This is a genomic window from Sphingomonas oligophenolica, from assembly GCF_039522915.1.
GTDB classification, from domain to species: Bacteria; Pseudomonadota; Alphaproteobacteria; order Sphingomonadales; family Sphingomonadaceae; genus Sphingomonas; species Sphingomonas oligophenolica.
The window spans coordinates 359,844-381,539 of record NZ_BAAAEH010000035.1; the positions used below are offsets into that span (position 1 = coordinate 359,844).

Genomic DNA, 21,696 nt, shown 5'->3' on the forward strand with positions numbered 1-21,696 from the left:
TACAGCGATATAGCCGCTTAACTTAGCGTCTATGGGACTTGTTCCGCGGGCCTCCATGGGGCTTGGCGCAGCGGCAGATTGATCGCATAACCTTCGCCGAGAATGCGGCGCACCACGAGCGCCGGAACAAGTCGGGCAGGACCTAAGGGGGAGCGGCGTGAAACCCTGGATGCGTTTCCTCCTCTGCGCAGTCGCCGGCATCCTGCTCGGCGCCGGCGGTGCGGCGTGGAGCGTGCGGGCCGGCGCCATCGGCTCGGCCGACGCGATCGGCGCCTGGACGACCGGCAGGGATTTCGGCACCGCCGAGGCAAGCGCCTATACCCGTGCGGTGGTCGCGTTGCGCGGCCTGCTCGCGCTGCCCGCGAGCGAGGCGCGCTATTACAACGCTTCGGTCGACGATGCGGGCCGCCCGCTCGACGGGAAATGCCGCTACCGTCTCGACGGGGTCGGCCTGCCCGCCAGATGGTGGAGCCTGACTCTCTACGATCCCAAGGGGTACCTCGTCGCCAACACGCCCGGCATCTATTCGGTGGGGAGCGCCGCGCTGCCTTCGTCGGAGCAGGCGCACTGGACCATCATCGTTGCGCCCGACCCCCAGCCGGGCAACTGGCTTCCGACGGGCAGGGCCGGCCGTTTCGAGCTGACCTTGCGCGCCTATCGCCCGGATGACGGCGGCAAGGGCAATTTCACCCGGGCCCAGCTCCCGAAGATCACCCGCGAGGTCTGCGCATGATCCGCCGCTGGATCGGGCCGCTCCTCCTCGGCGTCGTGCTCGGCGTCGCTGCGTGGCATCTTGTCATGGCCGCCACGCCCGATGCGTTGATGCGGCTCGCCGTCGAGCGGGTGGCCAAAATGGGCGGGATGAACCGGTTCACTCATGCCCCGCTCGCCACCTCGGCTTCGCGCACGATCGTCCGCCCCAGTCCTGATCTCGCTTATTCTTCCTGCCCGTTCGACCTCACCGGCGGCCCGCTGCTGATCGATGCGGTGCCGGTGCCGGCGCCTTACTGGTCGCTGTCGATCTTCGATTCGCACACCAATGCCGCCCTTGTGCGCAACGGGGAAAAAGCGCGCGGCCAGCCTTTCCATATCGCCGTCCTGGCGCCGGGGCAGACAGCGCCGAAAGGATATGAGGCCGTCCATGTCGACGGGACGCGTGGCATCGCCCTTGTCCGTATCCTCATCGATGTCCGTGCGCGCTTTCCTGCGACCGACGCTGAACGCCGCGCGACCACCTGCCGCGCCGGATAGCGGCCTCTCGCCCTGGCGATGGCGGATTCAACCTTCGCCGCAATGCAGTAGGTCGGGGGCAATCCGTGCTCTCGATCCCGGCTTGATCTTTCTCATTGTCGGAAAAAATCCGCTGTTCGGTCGCTGTTGTCCCGCTGTTCTTCGATAACAGCGGGAAGGGGGCTATGGTGTTGAAATGGAGGGAAGAAACCTCCTTCAAACTCCAACATAACAGCGGCGAAAAAAGTAATTCGAGATAACAGCGGAAAACAGCGGGAAAACAGCGAGGAACAGCGGCGCTGCCGGCGCCGTGTCGAAGATGGCCCTAGGCGGTGACGTTCGTCGAACCGAACCGCGCCTCATGCTCGGCATTGTTGCCCGCCCGCAGCAACGCCGCCTGGTCGCGCCATTGCTCGCGCGCGATGAACCCGGCGGGAACGTTCAGCCGCTGCTCGAGCGCGATCTCGTCTTCGGCCGACAGCTTCTCGATATCGGCGAACCGGGTCACGCCAAGCCCGAACAGCCGGTTATTGAGGACGCTGTCGATGCCGCGGATCCGAGTCAGGTCATTATAGCCCGCGGCGCCGAGCCACGCCTTTTTCGCGTCGTCGGGCTGCTTGGGCTCGACGATGACGGCAAGCGGCACTGCCTCGACTGTCTCATGGGCCGGCATCACCTCGGCCACGGGCGCGGCTTCAGCGATCGGTGCCGCCTCGATCACGACCGGCGCGGCCGCTTCGGCGGGGACAGCTTCAACCGGCGCGGTATCGACTGGAACAGCGTCGACCGGCGCCGTTTCGGCCATGCGCCATACCGGCTGCGGCGCGCTGGGCGCTTCGGGAAGGGAGATGGGCGCGGCTTCGGAGAGCTTTTGCTCGAGCGCCTTCTCGAGCTCGGCGATGCGCTTTCTGGCGGCGCGGATCTCGTGGTCGGCGTCGTTGCGATAGGCCGCGTTGTCCTCGACCTCCTCCTGGTAGAGGTTCTTCCATTTGCGGCCGCCGGGGTGGATCACGAAGGCAAAGATCAGGCCGATGAAGAAAACGAGGCCAAGGACGACAAACTGCGATGGATTGCTGAACAGCATTGGCGCGCCCTTATCGGATGTTACGGAGCGTTAACGATACTGCCGTCAACCACGCTTCGTAGCAAGCATCCGATATGGCCTTAAATGCCGCCCTTGAAAGCGTCCGAAATCGAGCAGGCGGCCGGCCCGAGGATGACGATGAACAGCACCGGCAGGATGAACAGGATCAGCGGCACGGTCATGATCGCCGGCAGTCGCGCTGCCTTTTCCTCGGCACGCATCATGCGCTCGTTGCGGAACTCGGCTGAGAGCACGCGAAGCGCCGAAGCCAGCGGCGTTCCGTATTTTTCGGTCTGCACCATCGTCGTGACGACGCCTTTCAGCGCATCCAGCTTCACCCGCGAGGCGAGGTTCTCGAAAGCCTGGCGGCGCTCGGAGAGGAAGCCGAGCTCGATTGCCGTGAGGGTGAATTCGTCGCCGAGTTCGGGATAGGCCTTGCCCAGTTCGCGGGCGACGCGCTGGAAGGCGGCATCGACGGTCAGTCCCGCTTCGGCACAGATCACGAGCAGGTCGAGCGCATCGGGCAAGCCCTTGCGGATCAGGTTCGACCTTTTGGTGATCTTGTTCTTGAGGAAGATGTCGGGCGCCTTGTAGCTCAGGATGAAGGTGACCGCGACGATGCCGTAACGCTTCAGCGGGCTGTAGGTCGCGAAGGCGTCGGTGCCGTACACGAGATACACGATCAGCCCGCCGAAGATGATCGGCAGCACCAGCCGGCCGAAGATGACCGCGACGGCATATTCCTTGGAGCGGATGCCGGCCTGCATCAGCTTGATCTGCGCTGCCTTGACCTGGCTCTCCTGCAGCACCTTCAGCGAGGAGAGGATGGCGCGGATCCGGTCGGTCGTCTCGTTCTTGGTGACGAGCTTGGCGCGGCGCTTGGTCGAGGCGGTGATGCCGGCCTTGAGCTGCTCGCGGCGTTCGTTGAGCGCCTTGACGCGCTTGACCATCGGGTCGCGCACCGTGGTGGCGGCGTAGATCGCGAGCAGCACGGCGAAGGCGGCGACGCCCGAAAGCAACGTCGCCACCCACATCACGTCGACCCCGAGGATCTTTGGTCCGCCTTCGCCCATGAAAACCGCTGCCGCTCCCTTAGATTTCGAAGTTGATCATCTTGGCCATGATGAAGCCGCCGATCGCCATCCAGATCAGCCCGCCGCCGCCGGCGACCATCAGCCGCTGGTCGATGAAGAAGGTCTGCATATAGCTGCCGTTGATCATCCAGATCATGCCGAACACGATGAAGGGCAGCGAGCCGATGATGTAGGCGGAAGCCTTGGATTCGGACGACATCGCCTTGATCTTGAGCTTCATCTGGCCGCGCATGCGCAGCACATTGGCGAGGTTGGCGAGCGTCTCGGCCAGGTTGCCGCCGGTCTCGCGCTGGATTGCGATCGTGATGACGAAGAACTGGAATTCAGGCGTGTTCAGCCGGTCGGCGGTTTCCTGGAGCGCTGCGTCCATCGTCCGGCCGATCTTCATCTTGTCGGTGATCGAGCGGAACTCGACGCCGACCGGACCATCGACCTCCTGGCCGACGACCTGAATCGTCTCGCTGATCGGCAGGCCCGAGCGCAGGCCGCGCACGAGGAGCTCGATCGCATCGGGGAACTTCGCGTTGAACTTGGCGATCCGCCGCTTGATGAAGAAGCCGACCGTCATGTGCGGGATGCCGGCGCCAAGCACGATGCCGACCAGCAGTGACAGAAGGATGGGCAGGCCCTTGAGCACGAGCAGCAGCATGACGACCACGATGATGCCCAGCGTCGCCAGGCCATATTGGCCGACCGTCCAGGTCTTGCCGGTCATCGCCAGGCGCTTCTTCAGCAGGGCGGGGCGCGGCAGGAAGCGCATCGCCGCCAGATCCATCCTGGTGGCGCGGTTCGCGGTGATGCGGCGCATCTGCGCCTCGACCGCCGCATTGGCCGATTCGCTGTGCCGGGCGCGCAGGGACGTCATCCGGCGCGCGCTGGCGCGCTCCGGCGACGGCCCGGCAAAGGCGAACGTCATCATCACCATGATGGTTAGGGCCCCGGCGACCAGCGCGATGAACGGCATCAATGGCATTGCGGTATCAAGCGCTCCGTTTCGTTGACGGACGGTTTATGTGCCGTCGGTTTCCGGTGACCTGTTGCGGATTCGAGGATTATTTCTTGGGCGCCTTTTTCTGCATCATCGATTTGAGGTCAGAAAACTTGCCCATCAGCGAGCTGCCCTTGTCGCCCGCTTTCTTCTTGCCGGCGGCCGCGGGATCGGCCGAGTCGCCGACTCCCATCAGTGCGGTGGCGAGTTCGACGATCGGCTGGGTCGTCTTCGATCCCTTGCCGGCCTCGGCAAGCGGCTTGCCGAGCTTCGCCGCCTGCGCGCCGAGCTTCTGGTCGAAGGGGACGACATAATCGATCTTGCGCTCGATCGAGCCCTCGAAATCCTTGCGATTGATCTCGAGTTGACCGCTTGAATGAACCTTGTTGGCGACAACGAAGACCTGGGTCTGCGGTGCGTTCGACTTGAGCCAGGAGAGGATGCGGATCGAATCGCGGGCCGCGGCCAGGGTCAGCTCGGTCACCACCACAGCGATCTGCACGTCGGTGATCAGATGCGGGTGGAGCACCAGCATGTTGCGCGGCAGGTCGACGATCGTGCACTCGAATGCTGCGCGCATCTCCTCCTGCAACTGGTAGAAGGCGCTGCCGTCGGTGAGCACCGGCGAGTTGATCGGGGCTTCGGCCGAGAGCACCGAGAGCATCTCGCTCGACTTCACCATCGCGCGCTCGATGAACAGGCCGTCGATGCGGCTTGGATTCTCGATTGCGTCGGTCAGGCCGCGGCCTGGCTCGAGATCGAGCGAGAGCGCGCCGGTGCCGAAATGCACGTCGAGATCGAGCAACGCGGTCGTGCGGCCGCCCTTCTCGCTGAGGATCCAGGCGACCGACGTGGCGATCGTCGATGCGCCGACGCCGCCGCGGGCGCCGATGATCGCGGTCGAGCAATGCGGCCGCTCGACGCTGCCTTCAGCGTTCTTCGGCGCGTTGAGGATCGCCTGGGCGTGGGTGAATGCCTCGCGCAGCATGTCGGGCGTCAGCGGCTTGAGCAGATAATCCTGGATGCCGCTCACCACGAGATCGCGATAGAGCCGTACATCATTGACCTGGCCGGCCGCGATCACGACCGTACCCGGCTCGCAGACCTCGGCGAGCGCGTTGATGTCGTTCAGCGGATCGCCCGATTCGGAGAGGTCGACGAACAGGATCTGCGGGCTGGCCGAGACTGAAAGCGACTGGACCGCATTGCGCAGGCCGCCCTTGTTCACCTTTTCGGGTACCCAGCCCATTTCGACGGCGACGGGGCGGACGATCTCGGCAGTGGTCTCGTCGCAGACAAAGGCGACGAAGGGTTCGCGTTGGCCAACCCGTCCCGGAGTGAAGGGTGCGTTCATTTTACTTGCTTCCCGCGCTGTCGGATTTCAGGGGGCCGGCTCCCGTGGGGGTCGCCTTGCGGAAGGTGTCGATGGCCTTGAGCGAGGCGGCATCGTCGCTTGTACCGGCACCAGGCTGGCCGCGGACCAGATCGGCTGGATTGGCGACCATTGCCGCAAGGTTCGCGTTGATCGCGCAGCCTTGGTTGGACGAGGTGTTGCTGTTGAATTCCGGCTGGCTCTGACGGCTGAAATCGGGGCAACCCGGTACGGTTGCCTTCATCCGCGTGATCACGATGCGGACTGTACCCGGAGCGACGGTGGTGCCGGTGACCGGTTTGTCTTCCGACAGGAGCAGGCCGTAGCGCGCCACTTCAGCCGCGACATCGTTGCGGACGCCGCTGCCATAAGGGTTGGGATCGTCGATCGAAACGCGGTCGCCATAGCCGAGCCGCAGCGACGCCATCCATCCGGCGAGGCGATGTTCCTCGCCCGGCGCGAGGCCATTGCCGCTCGTGTTGACGTCGAACGCATAGTCAGTCCGGCTCACCACCGGCTGGTGTACCGATTCGAGGCCGCGATTCTGCGTGCCTCCGCAGGCGCCCAGCAGCAGGGCCGGGGCGAGGGCGGAAGCGAGGAGGATGGTGCGCTTGAACATGGGATATCCCTCGACGGCGGCGGTCAATTGGAACTGAAGCCGGGCGCGGCGGCCATGGCCTTGCCCTTGGTTGATTTCGGCTCGGGTGGCGGCGCCTTCTGCACTGAAAGCTCACGGCGCTCCGGCTCGGGCACCGGCGGCACCGGGGCGGCGGCGCCGAATGCCGGCGCGCCGCCGACCGGCGGAGCCATGGTCGGCTTGGGCCGGTCGCCGCCGGTAGTGCCGCCGCCGATCTGGCCCAGGAACACGCGGTCGAGATCGGTCGGTGCCTTGTAGCCGTCAGTCGGCAGGACAATGTCGTTCGCGTTGACCGGCTTCACCAGATACGGGGTGATGACGATTACGAGTTCGGTTTCGTTGCGCTGGAAGCTGTTGGAGCGGAATAGCGCGCCAAGGATCGGCATGTCGCCGAGCGCCGGCGCCTTGTCGATCGAGTTCTGGTGATCATTCTGCAGCAGGCCCGCGATCATGAAGCTCTGCCCGGAGCCAAGCTCGACCGTCGTCTCGGCGCGCCGCGTGGTGAGCGCGGGGATCACGACGCCGTTGAGCGTCACGGAACCGGCGCTGGAAAGCTGCGACACTTCGGGGCGGACGCGCAATGAGATGCGGCCATCTGCGAGCACTGTCGGCGTATAGGACAGGCTGACACCATATTGCTTGTACTCGACCGAGACCGCCCCCAGCCCCTGGGAGATCGGGATCGGAAACTCGCCGCCCGCAAGGAAGGTGCCGGTCTCGCCCGAGAGCGCGGTCAGGTTCGGGTTGGCCAGTGTCGAGACCTGACCATCGCGTTCGCCCAGATCGAGCGACGTGAGCAGGTCCATGCCGAATGCGTGGCCGGCCAGGCCGAGCACGGTGCCCATGCCGGTGTTCGCCGGAAAGGTGTATATCGTACCGCCCGGGGTGAGCCCGTTAGCGTCGACCGTCGTGCTTCCCGGCGTACCGGGAACCGTGGCGATGGTGCCCTGCCGTCCCTGGCTGATGCCGAAGAGCGCGCCATTGCCGACTTGGCGATTGGTGAGATTGACCCCGATATTCTTGACGAAGCTGCGGCTGACCTCGGCAAAACGAACCTGCAGGTTGACCTGAAGCGGAGTCGCCATCTTGAGACGATTGAACACGGCGATCTTCAGCGTGGCGGACGCGTCGGAAGCGTTGACCCCCGGGTTGAGCAACGCCGTGACGATCCGCTGCGCCTGGGCACTGTCGTCGGGCGTGGCGACAGTGCCGGTCAGGACGGCGAGCTGCCCGGTGGTGACCACTTTGACGTCGGCGTCCGGCATGGCGAGCTTGAGCATGCGGTCGATCGACGTCAGGTTCTGGCTGACACGGATATTGGCCGAATACACCACGGTGCCATGGGCAGTGGTCGCGAACAGAGTCGCTTCGCCGAATGCCTTGCCGAACAGGTGAATCTGGCGCGGATTGTTGACATAGACGTCAGCGATGTCCGGGCTTGACGTCCACACGTCAGTAACGTCGGCGGGCAGGGTGATCAGTTCACCTTCGCCGATCGAGAGCAGAACCTCGTGGGTCGGGCGCTGGCTGCCGGCAGGGAGTGTCCCGACCCGGGCCTTCGTGGCGACATGTCCTGTCGGACGCGCCTTTTTCGGAGCCGCGGACAGGGCGGTCAGGGCAGTTGAGGCAACCAGTGCCACCGCTACCGTTGCCGCAACCGAGCGGTGAAGGAAGTCCCTGATATGCATTACTTCTTCCCTCCGACCGAAACATCGGTGACTGCATTTCCGCGTACGACGTGCACCACGGGGCCAGTGGCAACGGCACCACCGGGAAAGGCACTCGTCGTACCGGCACCCTGCATGCCGCCCGGCAGCGCCTCGACCGGCTTGCCGGGGACGGTCCGGCGCTGGAAGCGCGAGACGTCGGCGCCGGTGGCGACAGTCGAACCGGCCGCGCTGGGCTGGTTCGCAACTTTCAGCATCATCGCCTTCTCGGCCTTGGGATCGTTGCCCTCGGGTACCTTGACCTCGCCATTGGCGATCGCTTCTTCGAGTTCGCTGTTATTGTCGGCGATCGAGCGCAGCGAGAGCGAGATCGCCCCGAGCGTCTGAGCGACCGCGATCTGCTCGGCAATCTTCGGCGTCGCCTCGAGGGTGACGTTCGAGAAAGTGTGCACCACTGTCTTGCCGTCGTCGCCGGTCGTGTTGTCGGTGCGCTGGTCGGTTGCGAGCACGCGGAGATTGTGCAGGATCGTCTCGGCGACCTTGAGCGGCGGGCCATCGCCGCCGCCAGGCACAGTCTGGGTCAGCACCAGATCGATCCGGTCGCCCGGAAAGACAAAGCCGGCAACGCCGGTCTGGGCCGAAACCGGCACCGTCACGGCGCGCATGCCCGGGCCGAGTGCCGCGGCGAGGAAGCCACGATCGCCGGGCTTGACGAGCGCGCCCTGGGTAACCGGCTGACCGGCGGTGATCGCATTGCGGACGACCGTGCCCTGAAGCGACTTCAGGTCGGTATCCTTCTTGATGAAATAGGCGTTGTCGACGAGTTCCTTTGGCCATGGCTGAAACTTCAGCGCGGTGGCGTCCAGGATGGTGCCGACAGGCAAAGCCCGTGTCGCGACCAGCACTTCGGGGCCATCGATCGGCGCCGCGATCGCGGTTGCCGCGCCGGCTTGTGGGCTTCCCCCACCCATGATCAGGCTGCGGGCCATGAAGGCCGTGATCGCAGCGACGATCAGAGCGCCTACGAGGAGAATGATCTTGCGACTATCCATGACGTTTCAGGCCTTTCGGGCGCGGATCAATTGAGCCCGCGTTAATCAATCACAGGAACTGGTTAAAATTCGGTTCACGAATTACTAGGAGCGCAGCGATTGCGATTGCGACGCCATAAGGTATTTCGATTTGCGCTGTGTTTTTACGGATCGTGCGCTCGATCATCAGAAGCAGCGTGATCGCGCCGCCGATCAATGACATCACGATCAGCATTTCTGCGAGCGACTGGATCCAGAAGAACCACAAGCTCAGCGCGCCGATCATCTTGACGTCGCCGCCGCCCATCCAGCCGAAATGGAACGCAACGCAGAAAAGGGCGAAGACCGCCGCCGCGATGCCGAACAGCTGTATCATGTCGGGCCAGAGTGCGAGGCCGTGCGACCACCACCACAAGGGAGCGAGCAGGGCGATCGCGGCGTTTTTCCAATTGGCGATCTCGCGCGTGCGCGCATCTTGGATTCCCGCCGAAACGAGAAGAAGCACCAAGGTGCCAACCAACAAAGCGTTCAAAACCCCACCCATCGGTAATTTCCCTAGACGGAATGGCTTTCCAAAAAGTAACCAGACCCAATGGTTTCCCCACAACTCTATCGCCGCGCGATTCCGGCCAGCGCCCGCATCTCGCACTGGAACGCGCCCGACGGCTGGCCGCTGCGACGTTTCGACTGGCCGGCGGAGGGGCATCCACGCGGCAGCATCCTGTTCCAGGGCGGGCGCGGCGACATTTTCGAGAAATATCTCGAGGCCTTCGCGCACTGGCACAGCCAGGGCTGGTCGATCACAGCGTTCGACTGGCGCGGCCAGGGTGGATCTGGGCGTCTCTCACCCGACCCCCATGTCGGCCACGTCGAAAATTTCGATATTTTCATTTCCGATTTCGCCGCCTTCTGGAATGATTGGTCGCGCGATGCGGCCGGGCCGCGTGTCATCATGGGTCATTCGATGGGGGGGCACCTGGTCCTGCGCGCCCTGACCGAAGGGCTCGCCCGGCCCGATGCCGCCGTGCTGATCGCACCGATGCTTGGTCTCCACAGTCCGCTCGGAGCGCGGGGCGGCGAGCGGCTCGCCCGTTTCCTCGGCGGTGTCGGCAATTCGGCACGGCCTGCTTGGAAAACCAATGAGCGGCCCGCGACCACCACCACGCGCCAGGCGCTGCTCACCCATGACCGCGCTCGATACGACGATGAGATATATTGGCAGACGGCCAAGCCCGAGCTTCTCCTAGGGCCGCCGAGCTGGCGCTGGGTGATTCAGGCGTTCGAATCGACCCGGCGCCTGCGCGAGGACCCGCGGCTCAGAACGATGACCGTGCCGGTGCTGATGATCGTCGCCGAAGCCGACAAGCTCGTGAACCCGAAGGCGGCGCTGCAGATAGCGTCCCGCCTTCCCGATGCGCGCGTGGTGCGATTCGGGTCGGAATCGGCGCATGAAGTGCTCCGCGAGGCGGATGGCGTCCGCAACCGCGCGATCGGTGAGATCGACATCTTCCTCGCCGCGCGCGCGCAGTAGCGGTTGCGGTGAGGGCTACGGAGGCCGTTTTTTGAAACATTATGATGTCGCCATTGTCGGGGCGGGAATGGCGGGTGCGAGCCTTGCCGCCGCGATAGCGCCCCACGCATCGGTGCTGCTGATCGAGGCGGAGGACGTCCCGGGCTATCATGCGACCGGCCGATCGGCCGCCTTCTGGTCCGAGACCTATGGCGGCCCCGGAGTCCAGCCGCTGACGACCGCTTCGGGAACTGCGTTGCGGGCCGGCGGCTTCCTTGAGCCGCTTGGGGCGCTGCATATCGGCCGCGCGGCGGATGCAGCTGCGATCGAAGCCTTTCTCGCCGAGTTCGATTCAAGCGGCATCGGGCTCGACCGCGTCGACCCCGCCGCTCTTGTGCCGGGCTTGCGCGATGACTGGACATTGGGCGTGCTCGAGGCGAGTTGCGCCTATATCGACGTGGCCGCGCTCCACGCGGACAGCCTGGCTCGGGCGCGGCGTGCCGGCGCTGAGATGATCCTCGACGCGCCCCTCGTCGCCGCTACGCGCAAGGGCGGCGACTGGGAGCTCGAGACCGGAGTCGGCTTTTATGCGGCGTCGGTCCTCGTCAACGCGGCCGGCGCCTGGGCCGATATGGTCGCCGCCAAAGCGGGTGTCGCACCGATCGGCATTCAGCCCTATCGGCGGACGATAGTCCAGCTTCGCACGGAGCCGGCACCCGATGCTACCTTACCGCATGTCTCCGACATTACCGGCACCTTCTATTTCAAGCCGGAGGCGGGCGGACGGCTATGGCTGAGCCCGCACGACGAGACGCCGGCCGAGCCCGGCGATGCGCAGCCCGAAGAGCTGGATGTTGCGATTGCCATCGACCGGCTCGAACGGGTGGTCGACTGGAAGGTCGCGGCTGTCGAGCGGCGCTGGGCCGGCCTCAGGAGCTTCGCGCCCGATCGGCTGCCGGTTTATGGCTTCGATGCGACCATGCCCGGCTTTTTCTGGTGCGCAGGGCAGGGCGGCTTCGGCATCCAGACCGCGCCGGCCGGCGCTGCGTTGGCTGCGGCTCTGCTGCTCGGCACCGCCCCGGAGCGGATGGTCGCCGCAATTGATCCTGCTCTCTATGCGCCCGATCGCTTTCGGATGGCGTGACGCAGCGGGAACAACTATCCAGATCGCACAAATTCGGGAGAGTAGCCATGGCACACAAGTTCGTGATCGAGCAGAACAAGGCGGGCGAATATGTCGCCAAGTTCAAATACAATAGCGAAATCATCTTCTGGACAGAGGGCTATTCGAGCAAGGCCGGCGCCCAGAACGCGATCGATTCGATCAAGAAGAACGGCCCCGACGCCCCGACCGAATAGGCGCTACGTAGCCCGGCCTGCCGCCATTGCTGCGTTGCTCGCGAGCTTGTCGGCGCGCTCATTGTCGGGATGACCGGCATGGCCCTTGACCCATTGCCACTTGATCCGGTGAGGCTTTGCCGCCTCGAGCAGAGCCTGCCACAAGTCGGCGTTCTTCACTGGCTGCCTGGCGGCCGTCTTCCAGCCATTCTTCTGCCAGCCTTTGATCCATTTGGTGAGGCCGTCCATCACATAGCGGCTGTCAGTCGACAGCGTGACGTTACACGGACGCTTGAGCGCGTTGAGGCCCTCGATCGCTGCGGTCAGCTCCATCCGGTTGTTGGTGGTGAGCTTCTCGCCGCCCGACAGGTCGCGTTCCCGCGTGCCCGACCGGATCACGACGCCCCAACCGCCGGGCCCTGGATTGCCTTTGCACGCACCATCAGTCGCGATCTCGACCTTGGTCAGTTCCGCCGCCAGGTCGCTCATCCGAACAATGCCGTTCCCTGAATATCATAGGCCTTGAATCGCCGCAGATAGGCGAGCGGATCCTTGCGCGTCACCATCGCCCCGGCGGGTGTGTTGAGCCAATCCCACGCCCTGGAGAGCAGGAAGCGAACACAGGCGCCCTTCGAGAGGTAAAGAAGGCCAGCGCGCTCTTCGGCAAGAAGGCCAAAGGCCTGCTGATATCCAGCGATCAACGCTTGTCCAATCGCCGGATAGATCTGCGCCCCCGTGGAATCGAAGGACCAGGCGCCGTGCATGATCGCCAGATCATAAGCGCGGATGTCGGTGCAGGCGAAATAGAAGTCGATCAGCCCGGTCACGGTGTCGCCACGCATCAGCACATTGTCGGGAAACAGGTCGGCATGAATGGTGCCGGTCGGGAGGTGGCCTGGCCAGCCGGCCAGCACATCGTCAAGAGCGAAGCCGACTCCGTCATAGAGACCCGGCGCGATGCCATCGAGATCGCGGCCACAGCGTTCGAACAGCGGCCGCCAGGTATCGATGCCCATCGAATTTTCACGAACGAGCGCGAAATCAGCCAGCGCCTCATGCATCCGGCCCATCGCCGCGCCGGCCGCAAAAGCCTGCGCCTCGGTCGGGTGGGATACCGATACCCCCGGTAGAAACTCGATCAGGCATGCCGGCCGGCCCTCGAGCTCGTGGATCGCGACGCCGTTGCGATCGGGCAGGGCGCGCGGGACCGCGTTGCCGCGCGCGGCCAGGTGATCGAGCATCGCCAGGAAGAAGGGCAGGTCTCCCGCATTCACCCGCTTTTCGTACAGCGTCAGGATGAAGCGGCCGGCAGTGGTGTCGACGAGATAATTGCTGTTCTCCACGCCCTCGGCGATGCCCTTGGCCGAGACCAGCTCGCCATGGTCGAAGCCCGCCAGGAAGCGGGCCAGCGCTTCGGCCGAAACCTGGGTATAGACCGCCATGATTGTTAAGCGGCGACTTCGAGGCCGCGGGGCAGCTTGAAGGTGATCGCCTCGCGCGTTGTCTCGACCTCGCGCTCAGTGATTTCGAATCGCTCGGCGAGCCGGTCGACGAGCTCGCGCACCAGTATCTCGGGGGCCGAAGCGCCGGCCGTGATCCCCAGGGTGCGCACGCCCTGGAGAAAGCCGAAATCGAGATCGGCGGCGCGCTGGATCAGCCGCGCCGGGGTCCCCTCCCGCTTCGAGACTTCGACGAGACGAAGCGAGTTGGACGAATTGGTCGCGCCGATCACCAGCATCGCGTCGCATGCATGCGCAATCGCCTTGACCGCTGCCTGCCGGTTGGAGGTTGCATAACAGATGTCCTCGCCGCGCGGCGCCTGGATCGCCGGAAAGCGCTGCCGCAGCGCCGCGACGATCTCGGCGGTGTCGTCGACCGACAGCGTCGTCTGGGTCAGGAAGGCGAGGTTGTCCGTGTTGGCCGGCTCGAATGCCTCGGCATCGGCCAGCGTCTCGACCAGCGACATCGATCCTTCGGGCACCTGGCCGAACGTGCCGATCACCTCGGGATGGCCGGCATGGCCGATAAAGACGATGTGCCGCCCGGCCGCGACCAGCCGCTCGGCCTGGCGGTGAACCTTGGAGACGAGCGGGCAGGTGGCGTCGAGATAGGCGAGCCCGCGCGCGGCGGCATCGGCGGGGACCGCCTTCGGGACGCCGTGGGCGGAGAAGACTACCGGGACGCCGTCCGGCACCTCTTCGAGCTCTTCGACGAAGATGGCGCCTTTTGCCCTAAGCGTATCGACGACGAACTTGTTGTGGACGATTTCATGCCGCACGAAGACCGGCGCACCATATTTCTCGATCGCCAGTTCGACGATCTGGATCGCGCGATCGACGCCGGCGCAGAAGCCGCGCGGCGCGGCGATCAACAGGTCGAGTACTGGCTTGCGAAGATCGGTCATGGCCACGAGCCTCTACGCGATTGCTTGCGCCCGCGAAAGGCGGTTCCTATGGTGGCCGCCGTTCCGGGGCCGGTGCGTGTTGCACGACGGCCCCTTCCCTTGTGATAAGGTGCGTGTGCCCGTGACAGCCCGGAAAATTGCAGTTCCCGCCTTCCTGATGTTGCTAGCGGGTGGGTGCGCCCACACGGGCGAATTCGATGAAACAGGCGGCATCACCGCGATCCGCTCGGCCTGCCCAACGGTTGGCGTCCCGGCCGCGACCGGCGACGTCACACTGTTCGATCCGCCGGCCAGCCGCGACGCATCGGCGATCGACGTGTCCGCGGAGATGACCAATGTCCGCGGCAGCTGCAGCGATGTGACTGACGATATCGTCACCACCATCACCTTCGAGATTCGCGCGCGGCGCGCCAACACGGCTGCTCCGCGCGACGTCGACTTCCCCTATTTCATCTCGGTGGTGCGTGGCGGCACGGCGGTCGTCGCCAAGCGGGTCGGCCATGTGACGGTGCATTTCAATGCCGGGCAGGATCGCGCGAGTGCGAGCGGGCAGGCGAGCAGCACGATCAGCCGCGCAGCAGCCACCTTGTCGGATGATGTCCGCAGGAAGCTGACCGAGAAACGCAAGGCAGGCGGCCAGGATGCCGCCGTCGATCCGCTGACGCGTCCCGAGGTTCGCCAGGCAGTGCTTCGTGCGACGTTCGAGGCGCTGGTCGGCTTCCAGTTGACTGACGATCAGCTGAAATACAACGCTACCCGCTAACCGTATGTAACGCATACGGCTACAAAATTTACTGCACGCCGGGCGATTGACTCCCATGTTGCAGCGCGTCACACCGGGCGTGTCGATGGAGGGCAACCTTCATGGGCACGCGCGGGAGAGCGCTCGGGGCAACCCGGGCCGCCGAAGGAGCAACCGCCCCGGAATCTCTCAGGCACACCGGACCGCGCGGGCCTATCGACACTCTGGAAAGCGGCCCCACGGCGTTTCGTGCGGCCCACCGAAGGGGTAAGCCGCCTCGCGCCAGCGAGACGGTCAAAGCTCTCAGGTTCCCGTGACAGAGGGGGCGGCGACAGGCGGCGCAATCAGCGCTGCTGATCGCCGTGACACCTTTGGCGGAGACCGGCATTGAGCGACCAGGACGGCCCTGAAATCGAAATCCAGACATTGCCGCTCGATGCGTGGCATCGGGCGCGCGGCGGCCGCATGGTCGAGTTCGCCGGCTATCACATGCCAGTCCAGTATGAAGGCATCATGGCCGAGCATCTCTGGGTGCGCGAATCGGCCGGGCTGTTCGATGTCAGCCACATGGGCCAGATCGTCCTCTCCGGCGAAGGCCTGGACGACGCGCTCGAGGCGTTGCTGCCGGCCGATGTGAAAGGCCTCGCGCTCGGCAAGATGCGCTATTCGCTGCTGCTGGCCGAAAATGGCGGCATCCTCGACGATCTCATGCTCAGCCGCTGGCCGCATAGCATCTACATGGTCGTCAACGGTGCAGTGAAATATGACGATATCGCGCATCTGCGCATGGAACTGCCCGACGAGATCACCCTCAACCAGCTCGACGAGCGCGTGCTGCTTGCGCTGCAGGGACCCAAGGCGTTCGAGGTGCTCAAGCGGCACACCACCGGCAGATGGGGCCTTGATGCCCTGACCTTCATGACGGGCGGCCCGTTCGAACTGGCGGGCGCCGAATGCTGGATCAGCCGCTCGGGCTATACCGGCGAAGACGGGTTCGAACTGTCGTTCGACGCGAGCGAGGCGGAGCGGATCGCCGATTTGCTGTGCGCCGAACCCGAAGTGAAGCCGATCGGCCTTGGCGCGCGCGATTCGCTGCGGCTTGAGGCGGGGCTGCCGCTCTACGGCCATGACCTCGATCCCGAGACGACGCCGGTGATGGCCGATCTCGGCTTCGCCCTGTCGAAGCGTCGGCGCGAAGAAGGCAATTTCCCCGGCGCCGAGCGCATCCTGATCGAGCGCGAGCAGGGGCCGGTGACCAAGCGGGTCGGCCTGTTGGTCGAAGGCCGCCAGCCGGTTCGCGAAGGCGCTGCGGTGCTCGACGCCGATGGTTCTGAAGTCGGCAAGGTCACCTCAGGTGGCTTCGCCCCGAGCGTCGGCGCGCCGATCGCCATGGCCTATGTGCCCGCCGCGATGGCTGCGCCCGGTACCCAAATCCAGATCGCGCAACGCGGGAAGGTCCATCACGCGACCGTCACCGCAATGCCCTTCATTCCACACCGCTATGTCCGAGCAGGAGGCAAGTAAGATGAGCCGTTACTTCACCGAAGATCATGAATGGGTCGATATCGATGGCGACATCGGCACCGTCGGTATCAGCGAATATGCCCAGGAGCAGCTCGGCGACATCGTGTTCGTCGACGTGCCCGAGGAGGGCAAGGAGCTCACCAAGGGCGACGAGGCAGCGGTGGTCGAGTCGGTCAAGGCCGCGTCGGACGTCTATTCGCCGGTTTCGGGCACGGTGCTCGAGGGCAATGCCGAGCTCGCCGACACGCCGGGGCTCGTCAATGAGGATCCCGAAGGCGATGGCTGGTTCTTCAAGCTGACGCTGAGCGATCCCGACGAGGTCAAGGGGCTGATGGACGAAGTCGCCTACGCAGCCTTCGTCGCGAAGCTTTGAGGCGGGGGCTTGCCCTCAGCGCAATGCTGGCGCTCCCTGCTGTCGGATGCAGCGCCGCCGTGCCACTGGTGACCGTCGACACGTTGCTGGCCCAATGCGACGCGTTCAAGGGGAAGCCAGTGCAGTTGGCGGGCTATCTGGGCGAATGCGCGGGCTATGAGTGCCATCTGGCTGTCGACAAGGCCCATTGGGCTGCCTTCGTCAGTGCATTCAACAGCACGCACGCGCACCAAAGCCCTGCGAAACAGGCCGAAGCCTGGTCTCGTACGACGGCCCTCTGGCCCATAGGCGTCGGGGGCAATCAGGCGTTCGACCGGAAGGCAGCGCCATTCCAGCAAAGCTATGTCGTTATCACCGGGACCATCGCAAAGGATAGCTGCGACGGACAGGGCGGCACCGACCGCTCCTATGGCATCAACCCCACCGATATCCGCGCCTGGCAAAAGTCCGAAGGCGCGCCTGCCAACAGCAAATGAGAAGGCCTTGATGCGCTACCTTCCTCTCACACAATCCGACCGCGCAGCGATGCTGTCGGTCATCGGCGCCGACTCGATCGATGATCTGTTCATCGACGTGCCCGAAATCGCCCGGCTCGATGGTCCTATCCAGGGCCTGCCGCTTCACGCCAGCGAACTGGCCGTCGAGCGCCACATGTCGGCGCTGGCACGGAAGAACCTCGCGGCGGGCGACGGGCCCTTCTTTCTCGGCTGCGGCGCGTACCGGCATCATGTGCCGGCCTCGGTCGATCATCTCATCCAGCGCGGCGAGTTCCTGACCGCCTATACGCCGTACCAGCCCGAGATCGCGCAGGGCACGTTGCAGATGCTGTTCGAGTTCCAGACCCAGGTCGCGCGACTGCTCGGCACTGACGTGGCGAACGCGTCAATGTATGACGGGTCGACTGCCTGCTGGGAGGCGATCGGCATGGCGCGGCGGGTGACCAAACGCGGCAAGGCGATCCTCTCCTCGGGGCTGCATCCGCATTATGTGTCGGTCGCGAAGACGATGGCCAAGTTCACCGGCGACCAGCTCGTGACGGGTACGCCGGCGCTCTCCGCCGAGACCGATATCGATGACCTGATCGCCGCGATCGACAGCGACACCTCCTGCGTCGTCGTCCAGTATCCCGATATCCTCGGCCGCATTGCCGATCTCGCGCCGCTCGCCGCCGCCTGCCACGCGAAGAAGGCGCTGCTGGTCGCGGTGGTCACCGAGCCGGTCGCGCTGGGCGCGCTCAAGTCGCCGGGCGAGATGGACGCCGATATCGTCGTCGGCGAGGGCCAGTCGATCGGCGTCGGCCTGCAGTTCGGCGGGCCCTATGTCGGGCTGTTCGGCTGCAAGGAGAAGTATGTGCGGCAGATGCCGGGGCGGCTGTGCGGCGAAACGCTCGATGCCGATGGCCGGCGCGGTTTCGTGCTGACACTTTCGACCCGCGAGCAGCATATCCGCCGCGAGAAGGCCACGTCGAACATCTGCACCAATAGCGGCCTGTGCGCGCTCGCCTTTTCGATCCATATGACCCTGCTCGGCGAGAAGGGGCTGCGCGAGCTGGCGATGGTCAATCACGGCGCCGCCGCTGCCGCCGCCGAGCGGCTGGAGATGGTGCCGGGCGTCGAGCTGATCAACACCAGCTTCTTCAACGAGTTCACCTTGCGCCTGTCGGAGGAGGCGCGGCCGATCGTCCGGTCGCTGGCCGATGCCGGGATTCTTGCCGGCGTGTCGCTCGGACGGCTCTATCCGGGCGAGGAGTCGCTCGCGAACGGGTTGGTGGTCGCGGTGACCGAGACCACCACCGCACAGGATGTCGCGGCCCTGGCCGACGCGCTCGAGGAGGCACTGGCATGACGATCAACGCAAGCGGCTGGCGCCCCGAACGCCCCGAAACGGGCGCGGCGACCGCACCGACCTTCACCGGCAACAAGGCATTGATGCTCGAAGAGGCCCTGATTTTCGAGATCGGCGATACCGAGACGACCGGCGTCGATTTCACCGGTACGCCGGTCGAGCATGCGAGCGAGATGCCGGCGCGATCCTATCTCGCCGGCCTGGATCGCAGGGCGACGATCGGACTTCCCGGCCTGTCCGAGCCCGAAGCCGTCCGTCACTATACGCGTCTCTCGCGCCAGAATTACGCGATCGACCTCGGCCTGTTCCCGCTCGGCTCGTGCACGATGAAGCACAACCCGCGGCTCAACGAGAAGGTGGCGCGGCTGCCCGGCTTCGCCGACATTCACCCGCTCGCGCCGGTCGACACGGTGCAGGGCGCGCTCGAGGTGATCCATCAGCTCGCGCACTGGCTGGTCACGCTCACCGGCATGCATTCAGTCGCGATGAGCCCCAAGGCCGGGGCGCATGGCGAGCTGTGCGGCATCCTCGCGATCCGCGCCGCGCTGGAGGCGCGCGGGGAGGGGCGCCGCAAGGTGATCCTGGTGCCCGAGAGCGCTCATGGCACCAACCCGGCGACGGCGGCTTTCGCCGGCTATTCGGTCGAGGATATTCCTGCGACCAGCGAGGGCAGGGTCGATCTCGCGGCGCTGACCGCGCGGCTCGGGCCTGACGTGGCCGGGGTGATGATCACCAACCCCAATACCTGCGGCCTGTTCGAGCGCGACATGCGCGCGATCTCGGACGCAGTGCATGCGGCGGGTGGCCTCGTCTATTGCGACGGTGCCAATTTCAACGCGATCGTCGGGCGGGTTCGGCCGGGCGATCTCGGCATCGATGCGATGCACATCAACCTGCACAAGACCTTCTCCACCCCGCATGGCGGCGGCGGCCCGGGTTCGGGGCCGGTGGTTTTCTCGGAGGCGCTGGCGCCCTATGCGCCACTGCCCTTCGTCGAGAAGACGGCCGACGGCTTCCGCCTCGTCGAGGAGGAAACCGCCGAGGAGCATCATGCCGGCAGCTTCGGGCGCATGGTCGCCTTCCAGGGCCAGATGGGCATGTTCACCCGGGCGCTGACCTATATCCTGAGCCACGGGGCCGACGGCCTGCGCCAGGTCGCCGAAGACGCGGTGCTCAACGCCAACTACATCCTCCGCTCGCTCGACGACACGCTCGACGCGCCGTTCGGGGCGTCGGGGCCGTGCATGCACGAGGCGTTGTTCTCGGATTCGAACCTGGCCGAAGGCTTCTCGACGATCGATGTCGCGAAGGGGCTGATCGACGAGGGCTATCACCCGATGACGATGTACTTCCCGCTCGTCGTGCACGGCGCGATGCTGGTCGAACCGACCGAGACCGAGAGCAAGGCAGCGCTCGACCAGTTCATCGGCGCGCTGCGCTCGGTGGCGGAGCGGGCCAAGGCGGGGGATGCCGCGCTCAAATCCGCACCGCATTTCGCCCCGCGCAGCCGGCTCGACGAGACGCTCGCCGCACGCAAGCCGGTGCTGGTGTGGAAGGATCCTGAACTCGCCCAGGCTGCCGAATGAGGCTGTAGCCTCAGTGCATTGGTCTGCTATGACAGCACGTCTGTCGGGGAGGAATCAATGCAGGGGCACGCGGGTCAATCGGGTCAGATGATTCAATATGCGATCACCGCGGTGATCGTGCTTGTCGTGCTGGCGCTCCGCTTGCGGGGCATGAGCCGGATGCGGCGGCTGCGGCTGGAGACCTTGTGGGTACTCCCCGCCATATACCTCGTCTTCGCCGGCATCATGTTCTACGAATTTCCGCCGACCGGGCTTGCCTGGCTGATGTGCGCGGCGGCGCTTGTGGTCGGAGCCGGGATCGGTTGGCAGCGCGGCAAGCTGATGCAGATCCATGTCGATCCGGAAACGCACACGCTGAACCAGAAAGCATCGCCCGCGGCGTTCGCCTTCATCGTCGTTCTCATCCTTTTCCGCTTCGGCGCGAGAAGCATGATGCAGGCCGGCGGCAGCTATGGCGTCCACTTCAACGCAATGATGGTCACTGATGTCCTCATTGCGCTCGCGCTTGGCCTGTTCGCGGCGACGCGGCTCGAAATGTATCTCCGTGCGAAGCGGCTGCTCGACGAGGCCCGGACAGCGCGCGCCTGATGGCTGATCCCACGCCCTGGATCGCCGCCGAAGATCGGGGCGATGTCCGCAAGCATGCGCCGGCGACGCTGCGTAACCGCGAGGCGATCGCCGCGGTGCTGGTCGAGGAGCTCCCGGTCAGCGGCCTCGTCCTCGAAATCGCGAGCGGCAGCGGGGAACATGTCGCGCATTTCGCCCGCGAGCTGCCGGGCCATGGCTGGCAGCCGAGCGATCCCGATGCGAGCGGCCGGGCTTCGATAGCTGCGTGGTGCGAGGGGCTGGCCAATGTCCTGCCGCCGCTCGATCTGGATGCCGCATCCCCCGACTGGCCGATCGCCCGGGCCGACGCGCTCCTGTGCATCAACATGATCCATATCAGCCCCTGGGAAGCGACGATCGGGTTGCTCGCCGGGGCCGCACGCTTGTTGCCGGGTGGAGCGCCGCTGATCCTGTACGGACCCTTTTTGCGGGCGGATGTGCCACTTGCGCCGAGCAACGCGGCGTTCGATCAATCACTCAGGGCGCGCGATTCGCGCTGGGGATTGCGCAGCGTCGAGGCGGTTTGCGACGCGGCCAAAGACCTCACGCTCGAGCGGATCGTCGAAATGCCCGCCAACAATCTGAGCCTTGTGTTCAGGCGCCATTGATTGCCGCGAGGGGCCGCATTCTTCCGCTGTTCCCCGCTGTTATCGGCATTTTTAATT

At 65.2% G+C, this 21,696-nt stretch carries 24 protein-coding genes and 2 riboswitches; of the genes, 13 read left to right on the forward strand and 11 right to left on the reverse strand.

Going from position 1 to position 21,696, the window contains the following annotated elements; genetic code table 11:
- Positions 1-157: 157 nt before the first annotated feature.
- Both ABD050_RS17615 and ABD050_RS17620 read left to right on the forward strand, forming a co-directional pair.
- Positions 158-733 carry a DUF1214 domain-containing protein gene (locus ABD050_RS17615; RefSeq protein WP_343890795.1) on the forward strand — a complete coding sequence of 192 codons (576 nt, stop codon included), beginning with the start codon at positions 158-160 and terminating at the stop codon, positions 731-733.
- Entirely contained in the window at positions 730-1,251 is a 522-nt protein-coding gene (locus tag ABD050_RS17620) for a DUF1254 domain-containing protein (RefSeq protein ID WP_343890796.1), read from the forward strand. Before ABD050_RS17615 ends, ABD050_RS17620 begins: the two co-directional genes overlap by 4 nt.
- Before the next feature lie 304 nt (positions 1,252-1,555).
- Here the strand turns inward: ABD050_RS17620 and ABD050_RS17625 are convergent, their stop codons facing one another.
- From ABD050_RS17625 to ABD050_RS17660, 8 genes are all read right to left on the reverse strand, one after another.
- Positions 1,556-2,314, reverse strand: coding sequence for a hypothetical protein (locus ABD050_RS17625; protein WP_343890797.1), 759 nt, complete (start codon positions 2,312-2,314; stop codon positions 1,556-1,558).
- 80 nt (positions 2,315-2,394) lie between these two features.
- Complete coding sequence (locus tag ABD050_RS17630) at positions 2,395-3,387, reverse strand: type II secretion system F family protein (protein ID WP_343890798.1); 993 nt, start codon at positions 3,385-3,387, stop codon at positions 2,395-2,397.
- 19 nt (positions 3,388-3,406) lie between these two features.
- Complete coding sequence (locus ABD050_RS17635; RefSeq protein ID WP_343890799.1) at positions 3,407-4,381, reverse strand: type II secretion system F family protein; 975 nt, start codon at positions 4,379-4,381, stop codon at positions 3,407-3,409.
- A gap of 79 nt (positions 4,382-4,460) precedes the next feature.
- A complete protein-coding gene (locus ABD050_RS17640) occupies positions 4,461-5,750 on the reverse strand; it encodes a pilus assembly protein CpaE (protein WP_343890800.1) in 1,290 nt (429 codons plus the stop codon).
- Between the two features lies 1 nt (position 5,751).
- The gene (locus tag ABD050_RS17645) at positions 5,752-6,387 is read right to left on the reverse strand and encodes a CpaD family pilus assembly protein (RefSeq protein ID WP_343890801.1); all 636 of its coding nucleotides are present in this window, start codon (positions 6,385-6,387) and stop codon (positions 5,752-5,754) included.
- Positions 6,388-6,410: 23 nt separating this feature from the next.
- A complete protein-coding gene (locus tag ABD050_RS17650) occupies positions 6,411-8,093 on the reverse strand; it encodes a type II and III secretion system protein family protein (RefSeq protein WP_343890802.1) in 1,683 nt (560 codons plus the stop codon).
- A complete protein-coding gene (gene cpaB, locus ABD050_RS17655; protein WP_343890803.1) occupies positions 8,093-9,124 on the reverse strand; it encodes a Flp pilus assembly protein CpaB in 1,032 nt (343 codons plus the stop codon). The genes ABD050_RS17650 and cpaB overlap by 1 nt, the downstream gene beginning before the upstream one ends.
- A 49-nt stretch (positions 9,125-9,173) precedes the next feature.
- A complete protein-coding gene (locus ABD050_RS17660; protein WP_343890804.1) occupies positions 9,174-9,647 on the reverse strand; it encodes an A24 family peptidase in 474 nt (157 codons plus the stop codon).
- Between the two features lie 48 nt (positions 9,648-9,695).
- Between ABD050_RS17660 and ABD050_RS17665 the strand changes: the two genes are divergently transcribed.
- From ABD050_RS17665 to ABD050_RS17675, 3 genes are read left to right on the forward strand one after another with little or no spacing between them, the layout of a single operon-like run.
- Complete coding sequence (locus ABD050_RS17665; RefSeq protein ID WP_343890805.1) at positions 9,696-10,634, forward strand: alpha/beta fold hydrolase; 939 nt, start codon at positions 9,696-9,698, stop codon at positions 10,632-10,634.
- Between the two features lie 31 nt (positions 10,635-10,665).
- The gene (locus ABD050_RS17670) at positions 10,666-11,757 is read left to right on the forward strand and encodes an NAD(P)/FAD-dependent oxidoreductase (protein ID WP_343890806.1); all 1,092 of its coding nucleotides are present in this window, start codon (positions 10,666-10,668) and stop codon (positions 11,755-11,757) included.
- A 47-nt stretch (positions 11,758-11,804) separates the two neighbouring features.
- Positions 11,805-11,972: a YegP family protein gene (locus ABD050_RS17675; protein ID WP_343890807.1), complete on the forward strand. Its 168-nt coding sequence runs from the start codon at positions 11,805-11,807 to the stop codon at positions 11,970-11,972.
- Between the two features lie 3 nt (positions 11,973-11,975).
- On the opposite strand, the gene rnhA is transcribed toward ABD050_RS17675, so the two are convergent.
- Genes rnhA through ispH form a run of 3 tightly spaced genes read right to left on the reverse strand, consistent with a single transcriptional unit; the run spans position 11,976 to position 14,355 of the window.
- Positions 11,976-12,440, reverse strand: coding sequence for a ribonuclease HI (gene rnhA / locus ABD050_RS17680; RefSeq protein ID WP_343890808.1), 465 nt, complete (start codon positions 12,438-12,440; stop codon positions 11,976-11,978).
- Positions 12,437-13,393, reverse strand: a complete 957-nt coding sequence (gene thrB / locus ABD050_RS17685; protein WP_343890809.1) for a homoserine kinase — start codon at positions 13,391-13,393, stop codon at positions 12,437-12,439. Before thrB ends, rnhA begins: the two co-directional genes overlap by 4 nt.
- Before the next feature lie 5 nt (positions 13,394-13,398).
- On the reverse strand, positions 13,399-14,355 hold the full coding sequence (gene ispH, locus ABD050_RS17690) for a 4-hydroxy-3-methylbut-2-enyl diphosphate reductase (RefSeq protein ID WP_343890810.1): 957 nt from the start codon (positions 14,353-14,355) through the stop codon (positions 13,399-13,401).
- Between the two features lie 157 nt (positions 14,356-14,512).
- Here ispH and ABD050_RS17695 point away from each other — a divergent pair, with 157 nt between their 5' ends.
- From ABD050_RS17695 to ABD050_RS17730, 8 genes are all read left to right on the forward strand, one after another.
- Positions 14,513-15,118: a hypothetical protein gene (locus tag ABD050_RS17695; RefSeq protein ID WP_343890811.1), complete on the forward strand. Its 606-nt coding sequence runs from the start codon at positions 14,513-14,515 to the stop codon at positions 15,116-15,118.
- Between the two features lie 102 nt (positions 15,119-15,220).
- A riboswitch (glycine riboswitch) is annotated at positions 15,221-15,313 on the forward strand.
- Positions 15,314-15,427, forward strand: a riboswitch (glycine riboswitch). It abuts the riboswitch before it with no gap.
- Between the two features lie 57 nt (positions 15,428-15,484).
- Positions 15,485-16,621, forward strand: a complete 1,137-nt coding sequence (gene gcvT, locus ABD050_RS17700; protein ID WP_343890812.1) for a glycine cleavage system aminomethyltransferase GcvT — start codon at positions 15,485-15,487, stop codon at positions 16,619-16,621.
- A 1-nt stretch (position 16,622) separates the two neighbouring features.
- Positions 16,623-16,994 carry a glycine cleavage system protein GcvH gene (gcvH, locus tag ABD050_RS17705; RefSeq protein WP_343890813.1) on the forward strand — a complete coding sequence of 124 codons (372 nt, stop codon included), beginning with the start codon at positions 16,623-16,625 and terminating at the stop codon, positions 16,992-16,994.
- Between the two features lie 23 nt (positions 16,995-17,017).
- Positions 17,018-17,470 (forward strand): hypothetical protein, encoded by a 453-nt coding sequence (locus ABD050_RS17710; protein ID WP_343890814.1) that lies wholly within the window; start codon positions 17,018-17,020, stop codon positions 17,468-17,470.
- Between the two features lie 10 nt (positions 17,471-17,480).
- Positions 17,481-18,839, forward strand: coding sequence for an aminomethyl-transferring glycine dehydrogenase subunit GcvPA (gcvPA, locus tag ABD050_RS17715; RefSeq protein ID WP_343890815.1), 1,359 nt, complete (start codon positions 17,481-17,483; stop codon positions 18,837-18,839).
- A complete protein-coding gene (gcvPB, locus tag ABD050_RS17720) occupies positions 18,836-20,425 on the forward strand; it encodes an aminomethyl-transferring glycine dehydrogenase subunit GcvPB (protein WP_343890816.1) in 1,590 nt (529 codons plus the stop codon). The genes gcvPA and gcvPB overlap by 4 nt, the downstream gene beginning before the upstream one ends.
- Before the next feature lie 57 nt (positions 20,426-20,482).
- Positions 20,483-21,013, forward strand: coding sequence for a CcdC protein domain-containing protein (locus ABD050_RS17725; RefSeq protein WP_343890817.1), 531 nt, complete (start codon positions 20,483-20,485; stop codon positions 21,011-21,013).
- On the forward strand, positions 21,013-21,639 hold the full coding sequence (locus ABD050_RS17730; protein WP_343890818.1) for a DUF938 domain-containing protein: 627 nt from the start codon (positions 21,013-21,015) through the stop codon (positions 21,637-21,639). Before ABD050_RS17725 ends, ABD050_RS17730 begins: the two co-directional genes overlap by 1 nt.
- Positions 21,640-21,696: the final 57 nt, after the last annotated feature.

Bases quoted from the DNA above. Each gene is read 5' to 3' on its own strand.
- ABD050_RS17620 (WP_343890796.1), top strand. From the start codon at position 730: ATGATCCGCCGCTGGATCGGGCCGCTCCTCCTCGGCGTCGTGCTCGGC.
- ABD050_RS17625 (WP_343890797.1), bottom strand. From the start codon at position 2,314: ATGCTGTTCAGCAATCCATCGCAGTTTGTCGTCCTTGGCCTCGTTTTC.
- ABD050_RS17630 (WP_343890798.1), bottom strand. From the start codon at position 3,387: ATGGGCGAAGGCGGACCAAAGATCCTCGGGGTCGACGTGATGTGGGTG.
- ABD050_RS17635 (WP_343890799.1), bottom strand. From the start codon at position 4,381: ATGCCATTGATGCCGTTCATCGCGCTGGTCGCCGGGGCCCTAACCATC.
- ABD050_RS17640 (WP_343890800.1), bottom strand. From the start codon at position 5,750: ATGAACGCACCCTTCACTCCGGGACGGGTTGGCCAACGCGAACCCTTC.
- ABD050_RS17645 (WP_343890801.1), bottom strand. From the start codon at position 6,387: ATGTTCAAGCGCACCATCCTCCTCGCTTCCGCCCTCGCCCCGGCCCTG.
- ABD050_RS17650 (WP_343890802.1), bottom strand. From the start codon at position 8,093: ATGCATATCAGGGACTTCCTTCACCGCTCGGTTGCGGCAACGGTAGCG.
- cpaB (WP_343890803.1), bottom strand. From the start codon at position 9,124: ATGGATAGTCGCAAGATCATTCTCCTCGTAGGCGCTCTGATCGTCGCT.
- ABD050_RS17660 (WP_343890804.1), bottom strand. From the start codon at position 9,647: ATGGGTGGGGTTTTGAACGCTTTGTTGGTTGGCACCTTGGTGCTTCTT.
- ABD050_RS17665 (WP_343890805.1), top strand. From the start codon at position 9,696: ATGGTTTCCCCACAACTCTATCGCCGCGCGATTCCGGCCAGCGCCCGC.
- ABD050_RS17675 (WP_343890807.1), top strand. From the start codon at position 11,805: ATGGCACACAAGTTCGTGATCGAGCAGAACAAGGCGGGCGAATATGTC.
- rnhA (WP_343890808.1), bottom strand. From the start codon at position 12,440: ATGAGCGACCTGGCGGCGGAACTGACCAAGGTCGAGATCGCGACTGAT.
- thrB (WP_343890809.1), bottom strand. From the start codon at position 13,393: ATGGCGGTCTATACCCAGGTTTCGGCCGAAGCGCTGGCCCGCTTCCTG.
- ispH (WP_343890810.1), bottom strand. From the start codon at position 14,355: ATGACCGATCTTCGCAAGCCAGTACTCGACCTGTTGATCGCCGCGCCG.
- ABD050_RS17695 (WP_343890811.1), top strand. From the start codon at position 14,513: ATGTTGCTAGCGGGTGGGTGCGCCCACACGGGCGAATTCGATGAAACA.
- gcvH (WP_343890813.1), top strand. From the start codon at position 16,623: ATGAGCCGTTACTTCACCGAAGATCATGAATGGGTCGATATCGATGGC.
- ABD050_RS17710 (WP_343890814.1), top strand. From the start codon at position 17,018: ATGCTGGCGCTCCCTGCTGTCGGATGCAGCGCCGCCGTGCCACTGGTG.
- gcvPA (WP_343890815.1), top strand. From the start codon at position 17,481: ATGCGCTACCTTCCTCTCACACAATCCGACCGCGCAGCGATGCTGTCG.
- gcvPB (WP_343890816.1), top strand. From the start codon at position 18,836: ATGACGATCAACGCAAGCGGCTGGCGCCCCGAACGCCCCGAAACGGGC.
- ABD050_RS17725 (WP_343890817.1), top strand. From the start codon at position 20,483: ATGCAGGGGCACGCGGGTCAATCGGGTCAGATGATTCAATATGCGATC.
- ABD050_RS17730 (WP_343890818.1), top strand. From the start codon at position 21,013: ATGGCTGATCCCACGCCCTGGATCGCCGCCGAAGATCGGGGCGATGTC.